This window comes from Polaromonas sp. OV174, assembly GCF_900112285.1.
GTDB lineage: Bacteria > Pseudomonadota > Gammaproteobacteria > Burkholderiales > Burkholderiaceae_C > Polaromonas.
This window is the reverse complement of sequence record NZ_FOKZ01000024.1, coordinates 1-21,879: the sequence shown is the minus strand read 5'-3', so window position 1 is coordinate 21,879 and position 21,879 is coordinate 1. Positions and strand designations below refer to the sequence as shown.

Here is a 21,879-nt window from a genome sequence, read left to right as displayed (position 1 = left end):
GATGGTTAAAAATTAGTGAATGGGCACGGGACGCTGGCTGGCAGCGCGGGCCGGCAGGCCCTCACGCTGATCCAGGCGACCGCTCCAGTAAGTCAGGGCCAGCGCGCCCAGCACCACCACTGCGCCTATCCAGGGTGTGTGCATCAGGCCCAGGTGGGTCACCACCAGGCCGCCGGCCCAGGCCGCAAAGGCAATGCCCAGGTTGAAGGCGGCGATGTTCAGGCCAGAGGCCACGTCCACCGCCTGCGGCGTGTGGCGCTCGGCCTGGCGCACCACATAGACCTGCAGGCCGGGCACGTTACCGAAGGCGACGGCGCCCCACAGCAGCACGGTGGCCACGGCCAGGTAAGGATGAGGCGCGGTGAAGTTAAACACCAGCAGCACGGCGGCAAGCAGCGCAAAAATGAGCTTGAGCGCGGCGATGGGCCCTTTGCGATCGGCCAGCTTGCCGCCCCAGATGTTGCCGGCCGCAACCGACACGCCATACACCAGCATGACCCAGCCGACGGCGCCCGCGCTGAAGCCCGACTGCATCAGTATGGGCGCGAGAAAGGTGAAGGGAATGAAGCTGCCGCCGTAGCCGACGGCGGTGGTGGCATAGACCAGCAGCAGGCGCGGCTGGGTCAGCACCTTGAACTGCTGCGCCAGCGAGGCCGGCGCCTGGTGTTTGATGTTGTTGGGGATAAACAGCAGGCTCACCACAAAGGCGATGGCACCGAGAACAGACACGGCCAGAAAGGTTTCGCGCCAGCCGAAATGCTGACCAATGAAAGTGCCCAGCGGCACGCCGGTGACCAGCGCCACCGTCAGGCCGGTGAACATCAGGGCAATCGCACTGGCGGCTTTGTCTTTGGCCACCAGGCCGGTGGCAATCGTCGAGCCTATGGAGAAAAACACGCCATGTGCCAAGCCGGTAAGAATGCGCGCCGCCGCCAGCGAGTTGTAGCCCGGCGCCTGCCAGGCCAGCAGATTGCCCAGGGTGAACAAGGCCATCAGGCCCAGCAGCAGGGTCTTGCGCGGCAGCTTGCCGGTCAGGGCGGTGAGCACCGGCGCGCCTATGGCGACGCCGAGCGCATAAAGGCTGACCAGCAGGCCGGCCGATGGCAGGCCTATCTGCAGGTCGGCGGCGACGGTGGGCAAGAGGCCAACGATGACGAACTCTGTCGTTCCTATGGCGAAGGCGCTGATGGTCAGCGCGAGAAGGGCAATGGGCATACGGGGCTCCGGGTTTCAGTAAGCCGGAAGTTTGCGCGCTTTGTCTTTGCAGAAAAACCCTGTGTCATGCAGAATATATTTGACTCACAAGCAACAATCAGAGAGCAGATATGAAGACCACCCTGGAAGAACTGCTGGCGTTTCGCGCCGTGGTCGACAGCGGCTCCATCACGGCGGCGGCCGACCAGTTGGGGCAGACGGTGTCCGGCATCAGCCGCGCCCTGAGCCGGCTGGAGAAAAAGCTGGCCACCACCTTGCTGCGCCGCACCACCCGGCGGCTGGAGCTGACCGAAGAGGGCCAGGGCTTTCTGGCCCGCACGCGCAGCATCCTGGACGCCATGGACGAGGCCGAGGAGGAGCTGGCGGCGCGCCGGCAAGCGCCCGCCGGCCTGCTGCGGGTGAATGCGGCCTCGCCCTTCATGCTGCACGCCATCGTGCCGCGCTTGCCGGAATTCAGCCGGCTCTATCCCAAAATCCAGCTGGAGCTCAATACCGATGAGCTGAATGTGGACCTGCTGGAGCAGCGCACAGATATCGCCATACGCATAGGGCCGCTGCGCGACTCCACCCTGCACGCCAGGCCGCTGTGCAGCAGCCGGCTGCGCGTGCTGGCCAGCCCCGCTTATCTGCAGGCGCACGGCCGGCCCAGGCGCGTGGCAGATTTGGCCCAGCATGCCTTGATCGGCAACAGCCAGCTGCCCTCGCTCAATCAGTGGCCACTGCGCGGCCCCCAGGGCGACAGCTACGCCGCCGCGCTGCAGTTCAGCGCCTCCAGCGGCGAAACCATGCGCCAGCTGGCGTTGGCCGGCATGGGTGTGGTTTGCCTGGCGGACTTCATGACCGAAACCGACCGCGCCAACGGCAGCTTGGTGCCAGTACTGGTGCGCAGCACCGTAGAGGTGCGCCAGCCCGTGAACGCGGTGTACTACCGCAACACGGCGCTGTCGTCACGCATCACGGCGTTTCTGGATTTCATGGCGGCGCGGCTGGCGGAGCCATGAAGCACAAGGCCCAACTCGCTTTGCTACAGTGCTGCGATGCACACCACCCGCCACACTGCTTCGTCCCGACTTGTCCGGCTGGCCCAGTTCTTTGCCGGCTTGGCCGTGAGCGCTGCTGCCTGCGCGCAGCTGCCGCCCCCCAGCATCAAGCCCGACAGCGGCCTGTGGCATAGCGGCGCAGGTTTTCACTTTGACCTCGGCAAGAAGAAGCTGCAAAAGACCCGGCAGTCCCTCAGCGGTATGGCCTGCAACCTCGACGCCAAACAGCAGCGCATTTGCCTCATGGTTTTTGATGAAGGCAGCGAGGCGCGCTACGCCTATGTGGGCCAGCAGGCATTGCGCATCGACGAGGAGCCCGTGGTGTTGCGCGCAGGCAAGGACGAACTCGATGCCGAAGCTGCTGCCACCGACGGGCGCTATTTTTACGTCGCCGGCTCGCACTCGGCCAAACGCGGGGACTGCGCCAGCAACCCCGCCAGCCGGCATGTGCTGCGCTTCAAACTGGACCCGGCCACCGGCCGCGCCTTGCGCTCACCTGCGGGCAGCGCCCAGGGAACGCTGGTGGACTATGCCGACAGCGGCAGGCTCTGGTCCCTCATGCAGGCGCAGCCCGAACTGGCGCCCCATGTGGGCGAGCGCAAATGCCTGGGCTCCGAAGCACCGCCCAAGGCGCCCACCTTGGCCGGGCAGCAGGGTGTGAACATAGAGGGCCTGGCGGTGCGCGATGGGCAGCTTTACTTTGGCTTTCGCGGCCCGGTGCTCAATGGTGTGGCCAAGGTGCTGGCCGTCGATGCCGACGCCTTGTTTGGCAGTGAAACGGCCCCTCTCCCCAAGGCAACGGTGAGCAGTCTTGCGCTGGGCCAGCGCCGCGGCATTCGCGACATGGTGGCCGTCAAAACAGGGTTTTTGCTGTTGGCCGGGCCAGACGACAGCAGCGCCAGCCAGAGCGTGGGCTGGACGGTATCGTGGTGGGATGGCAAGGCCGGAGCGGGCGGCGGCGTGGTTCAGCCCCAGCTATTGGCGGCGCTGGATTTGAGCGATGTCAAGCTGCGCCAGTGCGACAAAGAGCTCAAGCCAGAGGCCATCACGGTGCTGGAAGAAACGCCCGCGGCCTACAAGCTGCTGGTGCTGTCGGACGGCATGTGCGATGGCGGGCCGCTGAGCTTCACGCTGGCGCGCTGAATCAAAGCGGCAGCCCGGCGATGGCCGCTTAGCTTCGTACCAATTGCCGCGATAAAAAGCTGCAAGTCGCCACCAACAAGTTGGCACATTCGGCGACGTTGCCTTCGATGCGATGCCTCGGCCCGGCGACGGCGACGGCCAGGGTTTCATTGTTGATGGTGAGAAAGGTCGCGACCGCCCAAACGTCGCTGACGTTCTCGCCTCGCGTCACGAAATAGCCGATCCTTCGGCTTTCCAGGATGTCCTGGATCAGCGCCTCGTGCTCGGTTTTCGTGGCGGGGGTGATGGAACTCAGTTGCCGGCCTTCCAACCAGGTGCGCAGCTCGGACTCCTTGAGGCTACCCAGCAAGGCCTTGCCTATGGAGCTCGAATGCAGCGGCTTGAACTCGCCGGGCTTGGCTGAATAGCGGATCGAGTGAGACCCTTCTATGACCTGCAGGTAGATCACCGATTCCCCCTGGCGCTTGCCAAGAATGACGGTTTCGCGCGTGGAGTCGCGCAGCCGCTCCAACACCGGCGTGGCATGTTCGATGAAGGGGTCCTTGGCGAGGATGTCGTGCGCCACGTCGTACATGCGCTTGGTCGGATAGAGAGCGCGCGGCCGGTTCAGTGTGTAGAGATAGCCGCGCGCTGTCAGCGTCGCGACGATGGCGTGGCAGGTGCTCTTGGGCATGTCCACCGCCTCGGCCAAATCGGTCAGCGACAGCGGCCGCTGGCTCGCCTGGAAGGCCTCAAAGATATCTATCACTCTTTCGATCGCAGTCACGTTGGACATCGCACTTCCTTTCATGAACGTTTTCTCGGCCTAAGTTCGGCCCGCTGAACAAATCGACCCCATCCGTTTGATTTTCATCTTATTTTTTAATTATGTTCGTAATGCTGAACACATGTTCTTGTTTTTGAACATTTAAGTCCATAGCATGAACACGCAACACATTGATGGAGACTCAAAAACGTGCAAACAAGCAAGGACATCTCAGTGGAGGAACGTGCCGGTGGCGTCGTGTGGATCACGATAGACCGGCCGCAAAAGCACAATGCACTCGCCCGGGGCGTACTCCGCGATCTGGGGCAGGCCGTGGCCGCAGCCGGGACCAAGCCGGACGCACGCTTCATCGTTCTGACCGGCGCCGGTGATCGCTTCTTCGCCGCCGGCGGCGATCTCGTCGAGCTGTCCTCGGTACGCGACGAGCCCGCGACGATAGGCATGGCCGAGCAGTCGCGAGCAGCGCTAGACGCCGTGCGCTCATGCCCGGTGCCGGTGCTGGCCTACCTGAACGGAGACGCGATTGGCGGCGGCGCCGAACTGGCCCTGGCCTGCGACATGCGGATGCAGGCGAAACACGCGCGCATAGGCTTTATTCAGGCGCGGCTGGCCATCTCGTCGGCATGGGGCGGCGGACCTGACCTGTGCCAACTGGTGGGCGGCGCACGGGCCATGCGCATGATGGGCCGCGGCGAGCTGATCGACGCAGCGCAGGCGCTGCAGTGGGGCCTGGCCGATGTGGCGGTCTCGGACGGGCCGGCCGGCGAGGACGTGCAGGCCTTTCTTGAGCCGCTGCGCGCCTGCGCCCCCCAGGTGTTGCGCGGCATCAAGGCGCAGACCACCGCCTGGCGCCAGGGCGCTTCCTACGAGGCACGGCGCGCCATCGAGCGCCAGCAGGTGCTCAACACCTGGCTGCATGAGGACCACTGGCACGCATCAGACAAATTTCTTGCTAGGAGCGCTAAATGAGCGACGACGTGAAATCAGCCGTGCTTGATCTGGAGCCGCAACTACGCCCCGTCAGCCCGAGCGGCATCGAGGTGCCGACCAGCGTCGGCCCCGAGGCCGTCCAGTCCGCCAACATAGGCGCGCCTGGCCAGTACCCCTTCACGCGAGGCATCTTTCCCGATGGCTATCAGGGCCGGCTCTGGACCATACGCCAGTACTCGGGCTTTGGCACCGCCGAAGAATCCAATGAGCGCTACAAATTCCTGCTGGAAAAAGGGCAGACGGGCTTGTCGGTGGCGCTTGATCTGCCAACCCAATGCGGCCTCGATCCGGTTCATCCCATGGCGCGGCCGGAGATCGGCAAGGTTGGCGTGTCGCTGTCCAACCTGAGCGAGGCTGAGATACTGTTCAAGGACCTGGACCTGTCGAAGATTTCGACTTCGTTCACCATCAACGGCACGGCCGCCATCATCTATGCGATGTACCTGGCCGTGGCGGACAAGCAGGGCGTGCCGCGCGACAAGCTGACCGGAACGATACAGAACGACATCCTCAAGGAGTACGTTGCACGTGGCACCTGGATCTTCCCGGTGCGCCCCTCGATGCGCCTGATCGCGGACTCGATTCTTTATTCCAACGATGTTTCCCCGCGCTTCAATCCGATCAGCATAGCCGGCGCACACGTGCGCGACGCCGGTGCGACGGCCGCCGAAGAGATGGCCTACACCCTGGCCAACGGCCTGGCCTATGTCGACGAATTGCAGACACGCGGCGGTGATGTGGAGAAGTTCGCCAAGCGCCTGTCCTTCTTCTTCTACGTGCACATGGATTTCTTCGACGAGATCGCCAAGTTCCGCGCCGGCCGCAGGCTGTGGGCGCGCCTGATGAAGGAGCGCTACGGCGTGCAGGATCCCAAGGCACAGCACTTTCGCTTCGGCGTGGTCTGCGGCGGCTCGTCGCTGGTCGCGCCCCAGCCCTATAACAATGTGGTGCGCGTGGCGGTGGAAACCATGGCGGCGGTGCTGGGCGGCGCGCAGTCCATCTTCACCTGCGCGTTCGACGAGGCCTTTCAGATTCCAACCGAGTCCTCGGCCGAGCTGGCCGTGCGCACGCAACAAATCATCGCTTACGAAAGTGGCATAGGGCGCACGGTCGATCCCCTGGGCGGCAGCTACTTCCTGGAGCAGCACACCGACCGGATGGAGCAGCAGATCACCCAGGTGATGGGCGAGATCGATGCCTACGGGGGCGTGGTCCGGGCCATCGAGGACGGCTGGATCCAGCTGCGGCTGGCCGAGCGCGGCCTGGAGCGCAAGCTGGATACCGATTCGGGGCACAACGTGATCGTCGGCCAGAACCACTTCAAGAAGGCGGACGAGGAAATCAAGGTCGGCGAGGTGTTCAAGCTCGATCCGACGGTGGCCCAACGCGCGCTCGAAAAATTCCAGCGAGTGCTGGACACGCGCCAGCAGTCGGAGGTTGATCGCTCGCTGGCCAGGCTGTCCGCTGCGGCGGCCCAGGACAAGGAAAACATCATGCCCTACCTCGTGGAGTGCTGCCATGCCTACGCCACCGTCGGCGAAATGGTGGCGCGCCTGAAAGAGCAATGGGGCGAATTCAAGGAGCCGGTGAATCTATGAGCGCCCTACAGACTTCGGCCGCACTGGCGGCAAAACGGATCCTGATCGGCAAGCCCGGTCTGGACGGTCACGACATCGGCGCCAAGATCATTGCGCTGACGCTGCGCAACGCCGGCGCGGAGGTGATCTACACCGGCCTGCGTCGCAGCCCGCTGCAGATCGCGCAGGTGGCGGTGGACGAAGGAGTCGACGCGGTGGGCCTGAGCATTCTGTCGGGCAGCCACAAGGAGCTGGTCGCCGAAGTGATCGCACAGCTGCGCGAACTTAAGGCGCACGGCATCAAGGTCTTTGTCGGCGGCACCATCCCGGCCGAGGACCAAGCCTATCTGCGCGAGCTGGGCGTAGCGGCGATCTTCACCGCTGACATGCCGCTGGACGCTGTCGTCAAGTCACTGGCGAAGAGTCTGAAATGAACGCGCCGCTCGCGGGAATCCGGATTGTGGAAGTTGGCCACATGCTGGCAGGCCCGTACTGCGGTCTGATGCTGGCCGACATGGGCGCTGAAGTCATCAAGATAGAGACGCCCGAAGGCGACATCGCTCGCACCGTCAGCCCCCACTTTGTGGGGCCACACAACGCCTACTTCGCGAGCCTCAACCGCAACAAAAAGAGCGTCGTGCTCGACCTGGCCAGCGACGAGGGGCGCGCGGCGCTGGGCCGCATCGTCGAGACCTCACATGCGCTCATAACGAACCTTCGGCCCTCGGCGATCCGCAAGCTAGGCCTCACTTACGACGCGCTCAGGCGATGGAACGAGCGCCTGGTCTGCGTGGCCCTGACGGGCTACGGCCTCGACGGGCCGTATGCGGACAACCCGGCTTACGACTATGTGATTCAGGCGATGACAGGCGTGATGGCCTTGACAGGCGACCCCGAAGCGCCGCCCACCAAGGCCGGCTATTCAGCGGTCGACAACTCGGCGGGCTTGGTGGCTGCGGTAGGTTTGCTGGCCAAGATCGTGCAAGGCCAGGGCGGCCAGGTCGACGTCGCGATGTACGACGTGATGCTGTCGCAGCTCAACTACCTGGCGGGCGCCGCGCTCAACGCCGGCGAAACCATAGAACGCCTGGCGGATTCGTCGCACCCCTACGTTGTGCCGGCGCAGATCTTCGCGACCAGGGATGGCTGGCTCACGCTGTTCATCACCCACGACAAGTTCTGGAAGATCTTTTGCGACGAGATCGATCACCCCGAATGGGCCGTGGACCGTAAGTTCGCCACCATGGCCGGACGCCGCACGAACCGGACCGAAGTCATCAGCGCCGTGTCTGGCGTGCTGCGCCAGGCCTCGGCGGCCGATTGGGTGCGCCGCTTGAGCCCGCTAGGCGTGGTGGTGGCCGAAGTCGGTACCCTGAACGCGGCCCTGCGCAGCGACATCGCCAAGGCACGCTCGCTGGTCGTGCCCTTGGGCGACGGCCGCCTGCCCCTGCAGGCGGTGGCTTGCCCTATCCGTTTCCAGGGCTTCTCGCCGGTCTACAGCTTGCCGCCCCTGCTGGACGAGCACGGCGACGAAGTGCTGGGCAGGGTGACGACATGAACGCCGCAGCGCCCAGCGCGGAGCTTATCCAATGAGCACAGCACCGCTGGACCGCTGGACGCTGAGTCGTGCGCTGACGCGCATGGCCAACGCCAGCACGGCGGAGCTGGCGCAAGCTGCACCACGTGAACGGCCGGCGCATGCGGCCCGCCGCATCGGCATCACCGGGGCGCCGGGGGCCGGCAAGAGCACGCTGGTCGGGCATCTGGCGCTGGAACGCCTGTCCAAAGGGCGGCTGGGGGTGCTGGCCGTCGATCCCAGCAGCCCCAAGAGTGGCGGCGCGATCCTGGGTGATCGTGTTCGCATGGACGATCTGGCCGGATCCGCCGAGCTCTACATCCGCTCACTCGGCTCGCGTCGTACCTGCGACGGCCTTGCCGACAACCTGCCCGAGATGCTGGACATCATGGACGAGTTCGACTTCGACGAAGTGGTGCTCGAAACGGTCGGCATCGGTCAGGCCGAGTACGCGGTGCGTGCGCAGGTTGACACGCTGGTGCTGGTGCTGCTGCCTGAAAGCGGCGATACCGTGCAAGCTATGAAGGCCGGGATCATGGAGATGGCCGACATCTTCGTGGTGAACAAGTCGGACCTGCCGGGAGCGCAAAGAATGGCAACCGACATCCAGCGCATCGCCGCAGTGACCAGCCAGCCCGAGGGCGCATGGCGGGCGCCCATCTTGCTGACCTCGGCGTCGCAACCGGCCTCGATTCGTGCGCTGTCGCAAGCGATAGACAGCCATCAGGCCTGGCGCAGCGCCGACCCACAGCGGTCTCAGCACTTGCGCGCCCAGCGGGCCCGCTATCGGCTCAAGCGGCTGCTGGAGATGCGCGTCGCGGAGGCGATCGCCGTTCAGGCCGATGATTTTTTTGACGCCCCTCTTCAGCAGCAACTGGCGACTGTGCTGACTGCGGTGCGTACGGCACACGATCTCTGACTTACGCGGAGCTGTCATGTTCAAACGTCTTCTCTGGTCAACGCTTTTAGTCTGCACCGTCGCAGCGCCACTTGCATTTGCGGACACGGCCTTCCCGAGCAAGCCGGTCAGAATCATCGTGCCGCAGACGCCAGGCGGCGCATCCGACGCGCTGGCGCGTATCGTGGGTCAAAAGCTGGGCGAGAAATGGGGCCAGCCTGTCATCATCGAGAATCGTCCCGGCGCTGGCGGCAATGTGGGCATGGAAGCCGTGATCGCTTCGGCGCCCGACGGCTACGTGCTGCTCATGAGTTACGTCGGAACCCAGGCCATCAATGGCGCCTTGTATCGAAAACTGCCCTTCGATCCGGTCAATGATTTCGCACCGGTCGCCACGCTGGCCACCCTGCCCTTTGTCATGGTCGCCAAGGCGGACGCGCCATTCAGGACCGTTCCCGAGCTGATTGATGCCGCGCGTAAATCCCGTATCGCCTATGGCTCAGCCGGCAACGGTTCGGTCAATCACCTGCTGGGCGAGATGTTCAATGCCGCCGCCAACGTCAAGCTGGCGCACATCCCCTATCGCGGTGCCGCGCCGGCACTGCAGGATTTGATGGGCGGACAGATTCAGCTGGTGTTTACCAGCCTGCCTTCGGTCGCTGGTGCCCTCAAAAGCGGCGGCCTGCATCCTATTGCGGTGACGAGCGCGCGCCGGGCTTCGGCGTTCGCCGGCATACCCACCATCGCGGAAGCCGGTTTCAAGAATTTTGATGTCAATCCATGGTTCGGCCTGATGGCGCCCAAGCGCACGCCGCGCGAGCTGATTTTGAAGATCAACAAAGACGTGAACGAGATACTGCGGTCGCCTGAGATTGTGGCCAGCTTTGCGGCACAGGGTGCCGAGCCCTATGTCACGCCGCCGGACGACTTCGCACGCGTGCTGCAGGCGGACGCGGTGAAATGGGGCGAGGTAGTCCGTGCGTCCGGCGCGCAGGTGGATTGAGCCATGTCGCACGCACCGATCAAGTCGCTGGAAAAAACCCTGCGCCGCAACGTCGCGCACCAGGCGGCGGGAGGCTCGGGTCCGGGGCCGCCGAATGGCTTGATTCGCGCATAGTCGGTCGAGACAAGAATCATTTAAATAGAACATAAGGAGACAAAAATGAGGAATTCTTTCAACAGCGCTTTCTTGAAAAAATGGTCCGATTTGAGAAGCGGCGTAGCCGTGGCGGGCGCCTTGATTTCAATCGCGGCAAGCGCGCCGGCATGGTCGCAAATCAATGACGATGTGGTGAAGATCGGTGTTCTCGCGGACATGTCCGGCATTTATGCCGACATGGGGGGCAACGGAATCGTCGAGGCGGTGAAGATGGCGGTTGCCGATATGGGCGGCACGATCAACGGGAAGAAGGTAGAGATCGTGACGGGCAATCACTCCGCCAAGCCCGACATCGCGGCAACCCTGGCACGCGAGTGGTTCGATACGCGGGGCGTGGACATGATCATCAGCGGTCCCAGTTCGGGTACCAGCCTGGCCATCGCCAAGGTTGCCGCCGAGAAGAAAAAGATCGTTATCGTGACGGGGGGCGTGGCGGCCCAGCTGACCAACGAAGAGTGCTCTCCCTATACCGTCCACTATCTATACGACACCGTAGCGCTGGCGCGTGGAACCGGCGCGGCCATGACCCGGCAGGGCGGCAAGAACTGGTACTTTCTGACGGTCGACTATGCCTTTGGCCATTCCCTGGAAAAAGAGACCACCCAGGTGGTCAATGCAAACGGCGGAAAAGTCCTGGGCAGCGCTCGCCACCCGCTGGCAGCCTCCGATTTCTCTTCCTTCCTGTTGCAGGCCAAAGCCTCGGGGGCAGATGTCCTGGGCCTGGCGAACGGCGGCGGTGACACGATCAATTCGATCAAGGCGGCCAGCGAATTCGGTATTTCCAAGTCGATGAAGATCGCCGGCCTGATGTTGTTCATCACCGACGTGCATGCCCTTGGCCTCAACCTCACCAAAGGCATCAATCTGACCGAAGCCTGGTATTGGGATTCGGACGACAAGTCGAGAAAGTGGGCTGGCCGCTTCCAGGAAAAAATGAAGAAGATGCCCACCAGCATGCAGGCGGCCAGCTATTCGGCAGCGTTTCACTATCTGGGTGCGGTCAAGGCGCTGGGATCGGATCAGCCGGATGCAGTGATGACGCAGATGAGGAAGGCAAAAATCGACGACATGTATACCCAGAACGGCTACATCCGGCCCGATGGCCGCATGGTCCACGACCTGCGGCTCATGGAAATCAAGAGTCCTGCCGAATCCAAGGGCCCCTGGGACTACTACAAGCAGGTGCGGATGATTCCGGGCGATCAGGCCTTTGCTTCCAAAGCGGAGTCAATGTGCAAATCTTGGAACTGACGGGAACGCCATTCAAGCGTTTGAAGAGCAGATGATTTTTTCGGTAACCACTATTCAGGAGACATGAATCATGACGACTTCAGTAAGCGCAGAGATCGAGAAAAAAGTGGCGGCTTCCGCAGGTGTTCGGGCTTCCATTGCGGATGGCAAGGAGTTGCCCATTCTTGATGTGGGCCCTTATCTGGCGGGCGTGCCTGGCGCGCTCGAACAATTGGGGGCGGATGTGAAGTGCATCCAGGAAAACCTGGGCTTCTTCGCGATCATCAACCACGGCATTCCGCAGGCCCTGATCGACGAGTCTTTCCGTCAGACCGCGAAGCTCTTCGAGATTTCGATGGAGGAGAAGAACAGGCACCGAGTCGGCTTCCACCACCAGGGTTATCTTCCTCCCAAATCGTCCATTCTGAAATCGACCGCCATCGCCGAGAAAATCGCGGTTAACACCAAGAAAGATACCAACGCCGCCTGGCTGTTCATGCGCAACCGCACGGCCGACGATCCCAAGGTGCTTGCCAATGTCCGGCATCGCGGGCTGAACCAATGGCCTGAGAGTCTTCCCGAGTTCAAGAAGGCACTGTACGAGTACCAGACGTCAATGGAGAAGCTCTCCCTCAAATTGCTGCCAATCTATGCACGTGCGCTGGGCCTACCGGCCGACTACTTCGACAGCATGTTTAAGGCACCGGAGTACTACCAGCGCTGTGCCTACTACCATCCCGAAGAACACATGGAAGAGGGCCAATACGCACTGGCGCCGCATTCCGATGGCAGCTTTCTGACGCTGCTGCCCATGACACCAGTACCGGGGCTGCAGGTGATGACACCGTCGAAGGAGTGGCTCAAGGTCAGCTACGTGAAGGACGCGCTGATCGTGAACACCGGGCAGATCCTGAATCGCCTGTCCAATGATCGCTTCATCGCCACGCCGCACCGGGTGGTCAATCCGCCTATGAAGCGTTACGCGATGACCTTCTTCTTCTATCCGGACGACGATGCCAATGTGGGACCCATCCCGGCGTGTGTTGCTCCGGGCGAGAAGGCGAAGTACGACTCTCGCTCCTTCTACGACTTCTTCATTCCTTATCTGGACGATCTCTACCACTACAACGATCCCAACTTCATGAAAGAGGTCGAGCCTGCAGGGGCCACTTCCAAGGCTTGAAGCGTCGTCACTGCTGAAGGTATTTCGTTCGGACGAGACGCGCAAGGCGTCCCGCCTCCGGCGGTCCTGCGCGCTCCCGTCGCCGCAGGCCCGGGCGGACGCCATGCCATAGGCCCAACTTGAAGGAGCAACGCGTGAGCAAATTGTTGATCGATGGTCTATGGGTCGATGCACTGGATGGAGAAACCATCGACGTCATCGATCCATGCAGCGGACAGGTGTTCGCGAAAATCGCAAAAGGCCGGGCCGCAGATGTCGACCTGGCGGTCGCGGCGGCGCGCCGTGCGCTGGATGGCCCCTGGGGCCGCATGACAGCAACCGAGCGGGGCCGCATTCTGCAGCGCCTCGGGCAAATCATCATTGACCATGGAGAGGAACTGGCCGAGCTGGAGGCCCGCGATACCGGCAAGCCCATGTCCGTGGCCCGCGCCGACGCCAAGGCGGTGGCGCGCTATTTCGAGTTCTATGGCGGTGCGGCCGACAAGATTCACGGCCAGACCATTCCCTACCTGAACGGCTACAACGTGAGCGTCGTTCGCATTCCGCACGGCGTCACGGCCCACATCATCCCGTGGAACTATCCCGCGCAGATGATGGGGCGCACGCTGGCTCCGGCCCTGGCCATGGGGAACGCGACCGTGGTCAAGCCCTCGGAGGATGCCTGCCTGACCGCCCTGAAGCTAGGCGAGCTGGCGATGCTGGCCGGGCTGCCGCCCGGCGCGCTGAACATCGTCACCGGTTATGGCGCCGAGGCCGGCGCGGCGCTGACTGCGCATCCTGGCATCAACTTCGCGACCTTTACAGGTTCGCCCGAGGTCGGTATCCAAGTGCAGCAAGCCACGGCGCGCCACCATGTCCCCTGCGTTCTTGAGCTTGGGGGTAAATCGCCCCAGATCGTTTTCGACGACGCGGACCTGGCCAAGGCCGCGCCCATCATCGTCCGGGCGATTGTCCAGAACGCCGGCCAGACCTGCTCCGCCGGCAGCCGCCTGCTGGTTCAGAAAGGCATTTACGACCGCTTCGTCGCCACGATTGCCGCCAGCTTTGCGGCGCTCAAGGTCGGGACGCCGGAGATGGATCTGGACTGCGGTCCGCTGATCAACGCCAGGCAATATGACAAGGTGAGCTCCTTCATCGCCGAAGCCGCCGCCATGGGGGTGCCCAAGCTGGCCGAAGGCAGCCTGGCGCCGGGGATTCCGCGCGAGGGCTACTTCGTCAAGCCCGTGCTCTTTGGCCCGGTGCCGCGCGGGCATCGCCTGGCCTGCCAGGAGGTGTTTGGCCCGGTGCTGTCTGTCATGTCTTTCGAGGATGAAGACGACGCGGTGCAACTGGCCAATGCCACGGAATACGGCCTCGTCGCCGGCGTCTGGACCGAGAACGGAAGCCGCCAGGCGCGTATGGCGCAGCGCATCGCCAGCGGCCAGGTTTTCGTCAATTGTTATGGCGCTGGCGGCGGGGTCGAGCTGCCCTTCGGCGGCGTCAAGAAAAGCGGTTACGGCCGCGAGAAAGGCTTCCTCGCCCTGGAAGAGATGAGTACCACCAAGACCATTGTTCAGCACTACGAATAAGGAAATCAACATGTCCAGATTGAGCAACAAGATCGCCATCGTCACGGGCGCAGGCAGCGGATTCGGCGCCGCGATTGCCCGTGCCTACATCAAGGAGGGCGCCCGTGTCGTCCTCGCCGACCTCAACCTGGCGGCGGCCAAGGAGGTCGCCGCCGGCTTGGGCGACAACGCCAGCGCCGTGGCTTGCGACGTGAGTCGCGCCGACCAGGTGCAGGCCATGGTGCGCCACTGCGTGGATCGCTTCGGCGTTCCCGATGTGGTGGTCAACAACGCGGGCACTACCCACCGCAACCAGTCTATGCTGGAGGTCGACGAAGAGACCTTCGATCGCGTATTCGCGGTCAATGTCAAATCGATTTATCACATGACGCGCGCCGTGGTCCCCCTGATGAAGGAAAAGAAGGACGGCGTGATCATCAACATCGGATCGGTAGGCGGTATACGCCCGCGCCCCGGCCTCACCTGGTACAACAGCTCCAAGGGCGCGGTCAAGGTCATGACCAAGTCGATGGCCGTGGAACTGGCGCCGGATGGCATTCGCGTCAATCTCATTTCCCCGGTCATGGCGCCCACCGGCCTGCTGCAGGATTTCATGGGCGTGGCGGACACCGCCGAGAACCGGGCCCGCTTCGTTTCGACCATTCCGCTGGGCCGTATGTGCGATCCGTCCGATGTGGCGAACGCTGCTTTATTCCTGGCCAGCCCGGAGGCCAAATTCCTGACCGGCGTCGAAATGCCGGTGGATGGCGGCCGCTCCATCTGACAGCAAAAAGACCTGGCTGGCCCCGTATTCCCGGGGCCGGCTTACTCAAAGCGCCTGTGGCACGGAAACGCTAGGCCCCAGAGTGTTGCCATGGGGTACAGGCGAAGGACTTGCTACACACAAAGCCAGAAAACGGTCATGCGGGAGCGCTGGAAGAAAGGCGTACCTCTCGTCTGGAGCCGAGCACTTAGTCGGGGTGCATGACCACCAATAGCCCAGAGCCGGCAGTGCGGCCTATGTTCCGAATGCTGTGAGCAACGTCAGCCGGGTAACGGGCCGTTTCCCCCACCGACACCTTGGTCGATACAGTGCCTGCACTGACCTCGAAGCTGCCCGACAGCACTGTGAAATGTTCTTTGGTTCCAGGTTCGTGAGGTTGGGAAATCAAGCCACCGCCGGGCTTCATCTGCAGTTGATACCACTCAAAATGACCAGCGGTTTCTATCGGCCCCAAGATCTGTAGCTCGCCCAGCTCATCGCTCGTTCTGAGGGTTGGCGTCTGAGCAGCCGGGACCACAAGCACCTTGGGTTGCGCGTTCTGCACGTTGCCCGGCTCCAGCAGCTCCAGCAGCGGCACGCCCAGTGCATTGGCAAGACGCCAGACGACGGCGACCGTCGGATTGGCTTGGCCTCTTTCAATTTGCGACAGCATGGACTTCGAAACCCCGGCTCTTTGCGAGAGCGATTCCAACGACCAGTTGCGCCGCTCTCGAAGTTTTGAAAGCTGCTCGCCTACTGCTGGAGGTGCCTGAAGACCACCGGCTTCTTGCGGACTGGGGGCGGCTGATGTGGCGCGGGTCATTTTTGTAACTTGGTACCGAAAAATTTGTTTGGCGCAAATGCCAAAGCATGCTTGCTCGCTTCAAAAAAGTTCGATATAGTGCAAGTCATGTTCGATATGTTGGAAATTTCCAGCTAAAAGAGAGTTTACATGACAGCCACTGTATCCACAACCAGCACTTTCTATGCGTCCGTACGTCAGCAGCTTGACGACATCAAGGCGAGCGGCCTGTACAAGACCGAGCGGATCATCGCCAGCCCCCAGGGAAGTCAGATCCGCACCGCTGACGGAAAAGAGGTGATCAACCTCTGTGCCAACAACTATTTGGGTTTGTCTTCGCACCCGGAGGTGATCGCTGCCGCCGGCGAAGCCTTGTCTCAACGAGGCTTTGGCCTGAGCTCCGTTCGCTTCATCTGCGGCACTCAAGATATTCACAAAGAGCTGGAACAGCGCCTATCTCGGTTTCTGGGTACCGAGGACACGATTCTTTATGGCTCCGCTTTCGATGCGAATGGCGGTCTTTTCGAGAGCCTGCTTGACGCGCAGGACGCCATCATCAGTGATGAACTCAATCATGCCTCCATCATCGACGGCATCCGCTTGAGCAAAGCCAAGCGTTTTCGCTACAAGAACAATGACATGGCCGACCTGCGTCTGCAGCTTCAGGCGGCCCGTGAGGATGGCGCAAGGTTTGTCCTGGTCTTTACCGATGGTGTGTTCTCCATGGATGGCAGCATCGCAAAACTCGATGAAATGCGTTCCATCTGCGACGAGTTCGGCGCCTTGCTGGGCGTCGACGATTGCCATTCCACCGGATTCCTGGGAGCCACCGGGCGCGGCACCCATGAGCACCACGGCGTCTTCGGAACAATTGATTTGATCACGGGAACGCTAGGCAAAGCACTGGGCGGCGCATCGGGTGGATTTACCAGCGGCAGATCCGAAGTGATTTCCCTGCTGCGCCAAAAGTCCCGGCCCTATTTGTTCTCCAACACCATTGCGCCTGCCATCGCCGGAGCCAGCATCAAGGTGCTGGATTTGCTGGAAGCCGACACCAGCATGCGAGACAAGCTGGAAAACAACGCCAAGCATTTCCGCAGTGGGCTCGAGAAATTGGGTTTCGACCTCAAGCCTGGTAGCCATCCGATCATTCCCGTGATGGTGTACGACGCCGACAAGGCGCAGGAGCTATCCCGGCGTCTGCTCGAACTCGGGGTCTACGTCATCGGTTTCTTCTACCCAGTCGTGCCCAAGGGGCAAGCCCGGATTCGCGTGCAAATCAGTGCGCAACACACCACAGAACAGTTGAATTTGGCTATAGCCGCTTTTGCAAAAGCGGGCACAGACCTTGGAATCCTGAAATGAATGCAATACCGAAAATCCTGATCATCGGCTCCAACGGCCAGCTGGGGACAGAACTCGCAGCCGTGCTGGCTGAGCGCTATGGTGCAAAAAACGTCATCACCAGCGACGTCGCACCCCATGGACGCCATGAGCATCTCACGCATGAGATGCTAGACGTCACCGACGTTGGTCAGTTGAAGGCCGTCGTTGAACGTCATGGCATCACGCAGATTTACCACTTGGCCGCCGCGCTTTCCGCGACTGGCGAGCGCGCACCGGCATGGGCCTGGAATCTCAACATGACTGGCTTGCTGAACGTCCTGGAGTTGGCAAGGCAAAAGAAACTGGATCGAATCTTTTGGCCAAGCTCGATTGCAGCATTCGGCCCTTCGACCCCTCCCGATGACACCCCTCAACGTACTGTCATGGAGCCTACAACCATTTACGGAATCTCCAAGTTGGCTGGTGAGGGCTTGTGCCGCTGGTACTTTGAGAACCATGGCGTGGACGTCCGAGGCGTGCGCTTCCCGGGCCTCATCTCTTACAAGACAGCGCCAGGTGGAGGCACCACCGACTATGCGATCGACATCTTCCATTCCGCGCTCAAGGGAGAAGAATATGCGTGTTTCCTCAAAGAGGACGAAGCACTTCCGATGATGTACATGGATGACGCGGTTCGAGCCACCATCCAATTGATGGAAGCGCCAGTTTCCCAAATCTCCGAGCACGGTAGCTACAACCTGGCAGGCATCAGCTTCACGCCTGCTCAGCTCGCCGCCGAGATCGCGCAACGTGTCGCCGGTTTTCGCATCTCCTATGCGCCTGACTTCCGTCAGGAGATTGCACAAACCTGGCCCAACTCAATCGACGATTCTCTGGCACGCCGCGACTGGGCGTGGGCTCCCGAGTTTGGATTGGCTCAGATGACAGCCGAGATGTTGGTGAACTTGAAACGTTTGAAGGCGGCCGAGAGCAAGATGAGCGCCGCAGAATCGAGACTTGAGCATGCGCTCCAATCGTGATCAAAGAGGTGCCTATGTTCAAAACATTGCAATCGAATAGTGCGGAGCGCCTGGTGGCTTCGGTAGTGCCAATGGAGGAGGGCTACCACTTGATGTTAAGCACACGGAACGCGCTAGGGAAAAGCGGCGAGGAGTTCGTGCGTTTTCAACGCCAAGTCACGGCGACGGAGCTCAGGGAATTGCGGGACTTTCTCGATGAGGCTTGTCCGGCCAAGGGGTCGCCGGGATTCCCGGACTCGCATTGCCGTGCGTCACGCCGTCATAGCTTTAAGTAGGCTATTTTGCAGCGCTTGATTTCCTTGGCCCGACGAGCAAACAACAGCACAGCGAAATGGCTGAGATCAAACGTATTTGAGGCCTCTAGTACTTAAAAAGAGCCGCGTAAACCCTAGCTCCAACGCCCTATTTATTTCGATTTAGTGAAATAAAATTCGATTTACAGGAATTTTATTTCGCACCCTATGCGTTCGATTCTGTGCAAAGAATAAGTCCTCGTGTCGTCTGCCTCGTTGCTTTGCACTTAGGGTCACAAGCGATGAATATCGCTGACAAGGGCTGGCATTGAGCAACAGCTTGATCGTCTAAGTGATCACGTATTTTTTGATTTTCTTCTAACAACACCGACTAGAAAGGTCGATATGAATGTGAGTATTCTTGGCGCTGGCGGCGTCGCATTTGGCACCGCAGCTTTTCTACAGCAGGCAGGCCACACGCCAACGCTGTGGTCTCCTTCTGGAAAAGGTACGGCCCCGTTTCTGGCGGGTGAGCCGCTGGTCGCCGAAGGTGCCATTCAACTTGAATTCTCACCTCGCATCGCCAGTGATTGCGCGCAAGCTGTTTCGGACGCTGATGTCGTCATGATCTGCCTGCCGGGCTTTTGCCACAAGGCCACCATGGATGCCATGGCGCCCCACATCCGCAATGGTCAGCCAGTCATCATTAGTTCGCACAGTTCATTCGGCGCGCTGTATCTTTCCAAGCTCTTGGCCGTCCGCGGCATACGTGCACCCATCATTGTCTGGGGCACGACGCTCACCACGGGGCCTAAGAATGCCAACAAGGTCAAGGTGGGGACTGTCAGAAAGAAGATTGATGTTGCCGCAGTGCCTGAGAGCGAAACGGCGGCAGCTGTCGCGCTTTGCACAAAGCTTTTCGGAGACCGCTTTGTTGAACGCGATGGGCTCTTGGCGATTGCCTTGAGTAATCTCAATCCCCAGAACCACCTCGCCATTGCCTTGATGAACCTCACGCGCATGGAGCGTGGAGAGGTTTGGGGGCAAGGTGAGAATGTCACGCCAGCCGTCGGAAGATTGATTGAGGCTTTGGACCTTGAGCGGATTGCTATTGCGCAAGCATTAGGCCTCAAGGTAAGAACCGTGCAGGAGCATTTCTCATTGTCCTTCCACGTTCCACAGGCGAGCGTTTCAGAGATGAATCAGGAAATGCATCGCAACGGCAATGGCGGCTTCGGGCCCAGGACCGCGGAATCTCGTTACATCCTTGAAGATGTTCCATTTGGCCTGGAAGCAACGGCTCAACTCGGGCGCCTGGTTGGCGTTCCCGCCCCACTCCACGAAGCAGGCGTCGCGCTGTTCTCTGGCGCCTATGGACGTGACTTCACAAAAGAGAATGATCTCTTGCCTGCCATTGCCATGGAGTCGCTGTCTCTTGAGCAATTGAAGGCCTTGTGCCGAAACGGTGCGGCTCTCGCCTGATTGTCAGCAAGCGCTCGTGTCAGTGACACGAGTGAAGCGTGTTTTCCCCCCAACTAAAAGGACTCATGATGTATCGTCGATCACTATTGGCTATCGTTTCCGCATTCGGATTTTCGGCGCTGGCGGCGCAGGCCCAGACGGCCCCCTGGCCCAACGGACCCGTTCAGGTGATTGTTCCTTTTGGTGCAGGAGGGGGGACCACGGACCCGCTCGGTCGAATGGTCTCCGAGGAGCTTGGCAAGCAGCTAGGAGCAAGCTTTGTCGTGACCAATAAGCCCGGAGCGAATGGCAACCTGGGTGCAGTTTTTGTCAAGCGCTCAGCGCCCAATGGGCAGACTTTCCTGTTCACCGGTGCCGGCACACTGGCGACCAATCCCGCCATGTACAAGGATCCCGGATTCAACACAAAGGCAGATTTTGAACCGGTGGTTGTCGTTGGCAGCGTTGCCAATATCCTGGTTGTGAATCCATCGCTGCCGGCAAAAAACGTCAAGGAATTCGTCGACTATTTGAAGAAAAATCCGGACAAGGTGTCATTTGGCTCCACTGGAAACGGTAGCTCAATGCATACGGCTGGCGAACTCTTTCGGCAAAAGACTTCGACGTCCATGACCCATATTCCCTACAACTCCGCGGGGCCTGCGACCACTGACTTGCTGAGCGGCAATATTCAAGCCATGTTCCAGCTGTTGCCTGGAATCTCTCAGTTTGTTGGCAACAAAAAGGTGACCGCACTGGCGGTCATGTCGCCACGACGCTCGCCAACGCTTCCAGATGTGCCAACCATGGCTGAAGCCGGTTTTCCCGGTATGGAGTCCTACACCTGGCTATGTCTGATGGCGCCGAAAGGAACGCCAAAGGCAATCATTGATCGCATGAACGAGGCCGTGAACAAACTGCTTGCTCAACCAGCCTTTCGGGAGCGCTTGATTGCAATGGGCGTCGAGCCTATGGGGGGCACACCCGCAGAGTTTTCTACATTCCTCGATTCGGAAATCAAAAAGTGGGGTGATGTTGTGAGAAGTGCCCACATTTCGGTTGATTAAAACCGGCGCAACACACCCTGGGGCGCCGCAAGGGTAGCGACGCGCCCCGCCTTTCGAGGCGATCATTTGCTTGTAGTCGGGCCGCCACCCTGGCGGTCTGACTGGCGGTCTGACTGGCGAGTTGACCTTGTCCCTGAAAAGGGGATTTCTTGACCTTCAGGCTTGCACGCGGAATCAAGGTTGCAGCCCGGCGCTGATCAGCGCCTCATCCAGAACGGTAAACGTCATGTTGTGGCGCTCGGTCAAAGGGCCACCGCCCGGAACCAGGGCACCGTTTTCGTCATGGCCAATGGCCTTGAATTTCCATACGCCGCCAATCAGCTTGAGATTGCCTACATGCTCACCTTGGCTTGAGATCACGGCAAACACCTGGTCATTCACGCGTTGCAGGGTCAGTGGTTTCAAGGCGATTACTCCGGTTTTCAAAAGCAGGACAGCACGGGAATTATCTCCAGACATTTTGCGTCTTCTTCCCGGCACGGATTTCCTTCGGCGCGGCGTGGATGCGAAGCCCTGCAAAAGTGGTCACAGCATCGGCATAGGGGGGCCTCCATTCTTGGAGGCACCCCTGCCACACCACCCGGCATGCGGGTCCGCACCGGGCGATTCGAGCGCTTGAGGTCAGGACAGTCTTGGCACCCCCAGCCCATTGAAGTACGCAATCGTCAGCACGATCTTGATGACCCCATTGCTGTTGCGCCACCAACGGTGGCAGTTTCCCGCCACCTGCTTGGCAACGTCTTCGCTGGCACCCATCGCCTTAAGCCCCCGGTAAATCGTCCTCGGCCGCTTCCAATGCCACAGCTGGATCGCCCTCAGGCGGTGGCGCAACCATTTTTCCAACGTTCGCCAGACTTTTGGCG

The 21,879-nt window shown here is 61.0% G+C and carries 20 protein-coding genes and 1 pseudogene; 16 read left to right on the top strand and 5 right to left on the bottom strand.

The window, feature by feature from the left end:
• Positions 1 to 12: 12 nt before the first annotated feature.
• Complete coding sequence (locus BM160_RS18110) at positions 13 to 1,215, bottom strand: MFS transporter (protein WP_092007575.1); 1,203 nt, start codon at positions 1,213 to 1,215, stop codon at positions 13 to 15.
• Positions 1,216 to 1,325: 110 nt separating this feature from the next.
• Here BM160_RS18110 and BM160_RS18105 point away from each other — a divergent pair, with 110 nt between their 5' ends.
• Entirely contained in the window at positions 1,326 to 2,216 is an 891-nt protein-coding gene (locus BM160_RS18105; RefSeq protein ID WP_092007574.1) for a LysR family transcriptional regulator, read from the top strand.
• A 36-nt stretch (positions 2,217 to 2,252) separates the two neighbouring features.
• The gene (locus tag BM160_RS18100; protein ID WP_092007573.1) at positions 2,253 to 3,398 is read left to right on the top strand and encodes a DUF3616 domain-containing protein; all 1,146 of its coding nucleotides are present in this window, start codon (positions 2,253 to 2,255) and stop codon (positions 3,396 to 3,398) included.
• A gap of 28 nt (positions 3,399 to 3,426) precedes the next feature.
• Here BM160_RS18100 and BM160_RS18095 read toward each other — a convergent pair whose 3' ends face one another.
• Complete coding sequence (locus BM160_RS18095) at positions 3,427 to 4,173, bottom strand: IclR family transcriptional regulator (RefSeq protein ID WP_092007572.1); 747 nt, start codon at positions 4,171 to 4,173, stop codon at positions 3,427 to 3,429.
• 180 nt (positions 4,174 to 4,353) lie between these two features.
• Between BM160_RS18095 and BM160_RS18090 the strand changes: the two genes are divergently transcribed.
• From BM160_RS18090 to BM160_RS18045, 10 genes are all read left to right on the top strand, one after another.
• Positions 4,354 to 5,133 (top strand): enoyl-CoA hydratase/isomerase family protein, encoded by a 780-nt coding sequence (locus tag BM160_RS18090; RefSeq protein WP_092007571.1) that lies wholly within the window; start codon positions 4,354 to 4,356, stop codon positions 5,131 to 5,133.
• Positions 5,130 to 6,752 carry an acyl-CoA mutase large subunit family protein gene (locus BM160_RS18085; RefSeq protein WP_092007570.1) on the top strand — a complete coding sequence of 541 codons (1,623 nt, stop codon included), beginning with the start codon at positions 5,130 to 5,132 and terminating at the stop codon, positions 6,750 to 6,752. Before BM160_RS18090 ends, BM160_RS18085 begins: the two co-directional genes overlap by 4 nt.
• Complete coding sequence (locus BM160_RS18080; protein ID WP_092007569.1) at positions 6,749 to 7,165, top strand: cobalamin B12-binding domain-containing protein; 417 nt, start codon at positions 6,749 to 6,751, stop codon at positions 7,163 to 7,165. Before BM160_RS18085 ends, BM160_RS18080 begins: the two co-directional genes overlap by 4 nt.
• Positions 7,162 to 8,289, top strand: coding sequence for a CaiB/BaiF CoA transferase family protein (locus BM160_RS18075; protein WP_092007568.1), 1,128 nt, complete (start codon positions 7,162 to 7,164; stop codon positions 8,287 to 8,289). The genes BM160_RS18080 and BM160_RS18075 overlap by 4 nt, the downstream gene beginning before the upstream one ends.
• 31 nt (positions 8,290 to 8,320) lie before the next feature.
• Positions 8,321 to 9,226 (top strand): ArgK/MeaB family GTPase, encoded by a 906-nt coding sequence (locus tag BM160_RS18070; protein WP_092007567.1) that lies wholly within the window; start codon positions 8,321 to 8,323, stop codon positions 9,224 to 9,226.
• 16 nt (positions 9,227 to 9,242) lie between these two features.
• Positions 9,243 to 10,208 (top strand): Bug family tripartite tricarboxylate transporter substrate binding protein, encoded by a 966-nt coding sequence (locus BM160_RS18065; protein ID WP_092007566.1) that lies wholly within the window; start codon positions 9,243 to 9,245, stop codon positions 10,206 to 10,208.
• 159 nt (positions 10,209 to 10,367) lie between these two features.
• Positions 10,368 to 11,615: an ABC transporter substrate-binding protein gene (locus tag BM160_RS18060; protein WP_092007565.1), complete on the top strand. Its 1,248-nt coding sequence runs from the start codon at positions 10,368 to 10,370 to the stop codon at positions 11,613 to 11,615.
• A 70-nt stretch (positions 11,616 to 11,685) separates the two neighbouring features.
• On the top strand, positions 11,686 to 12,777 hold the full coding sequence (locus tag BM160_RS18055) for an isopenicillin N synthase family dioxygenase (RefSeq protein ID WP_092007564.1): 1,092 nt from the start codon (positions 11,686 to 11,688) through the stop codon (positions 12,775 to 12,777).
• A gap of 134 nt (positions 12,778 to 12,911) precedes the next feature.
• A complete protein-coding gene (locus tag BM160_RS18050; protein WP_092007563.1) occupies positions 12,912 to 14,345 on the top strand; it encodes an aldehyde dehydrogenase family protein in 1,434 nt (477 codons plus the stop codon).
• A 10-nt stretch (positions 14,346 to 14,355) separates the two neighbouring features.
• On the top strand, positions 14,356 to 15,108 hold the full coding sequence (locus BM160_RS18045) for an SDR family oxidoreductase (RefSeq protein ID WP_092007562.1): 753 nt from the start codon (positions 14,356 to 14,358) through the stop codon (positions 15,106 to 15,108).
• A gap of 187 nt (positions 15,109 to 15,295) precedes the next feature.
• On the opposite strand, the gene BM160_RS18040 is transcribed toward BM160_RS18045, so the two are convergent.
• Positions 15,296 to 15,910, bottom strand: coding sequence for a helix-turn-helix domain-containing protein (locus tag BM160_RS18040; protein WP_092007561.1), 615 nt, complete (start codon positions 15,908 to 15,910; stop codon positions 15,296 to 15,298).
• 129 nt (positions 15,911 to 16,039) lie between these two features.
• Between BM160_RS18040 and kbl the strand changes: the two genes are divergently transcribed.
• From kbl to BM160_RS18015, 4 genes are all read left to right on the top strand, one after another.
• Positions 16,040 to 17,254: a glycine C-acetyltransferase gene (kbl, locus tag BM160_RS18035; protein ID WP_092007560.1), complete on the top strand. Its 1,215-nt coding sequence runs from the start codon at positions 16,040 to 16,042 to the stop codon at positions 17,252 to 17,254.
• Positions 17,251 to 18,255 carry an NAD-dependent epimerase/dehydratase family protein gene (locus tag BM160_RS18030; RefSeq protein ID WP_092007559.1) on the top strand — a complete coding sequence of 335 codons (1,005 nt, stop codon included), beginning with the start codon at positions 17,251 to 17,253 and terminating at the stop codon, positions 18,253 to 18,255. The genes kbl and BM160_RS18030 overlap by 4 nt, the downstream gene beginning before the upstream one ends.
• Before the next feature lie 638 nt (positions 18,256 to 18,893).
• Positions 18,894 to 19,970: an NAD/NADP octopine/nopaline dehydrogenase family protein gene (locus tag BM160_RS18020; RefSeq protein WP_092007557.1), complete on the top strand. Its 1,077-nt coding sequence runs from the start codon at positions 18,894 to 18,896 to the stop codon at positions 19,968 to 19,970.
• A 65-nt stretch (positions 19,971 to 20,035) separates the two neighbouring features.
• Entirely contained in the window at positions 20,036 to 21,016 is a 981-nt protein-coding gene (locus BM160_RS18015; RefSeq protein WP_092007556.1) for a Bug family tripartite tricarboxylate transporter substrate binding protein, read from the top strand.
• A 174-nt stretch (positions 21,017 to 21,190) separates the two neighbouring features.
• Here BM160_RS18015 and BM160_RS18010 read toward each other — a convergent pair whose 3' ends face one another.
• Positions 21,191 to 21,421 (bottom strand): hypothetical protein, encoded by a 231-nt coding sequence (locus tag BM160_RS18010; RefSeq protein WP_092007555.1) that lies wholly within the window; start codon positions 21,419 to 21,421, stop codon positions 21,191 to 21,193.
• Positions 21,422 to 21,637: 216 nt separating this feature from the next.
• Positions 21,638 to 21,879 (bottom strand): annotated as a pseudogene (locus BM160_RS18005) (group II intron reverse transcriptase/maturase); the annotation flags it as partial.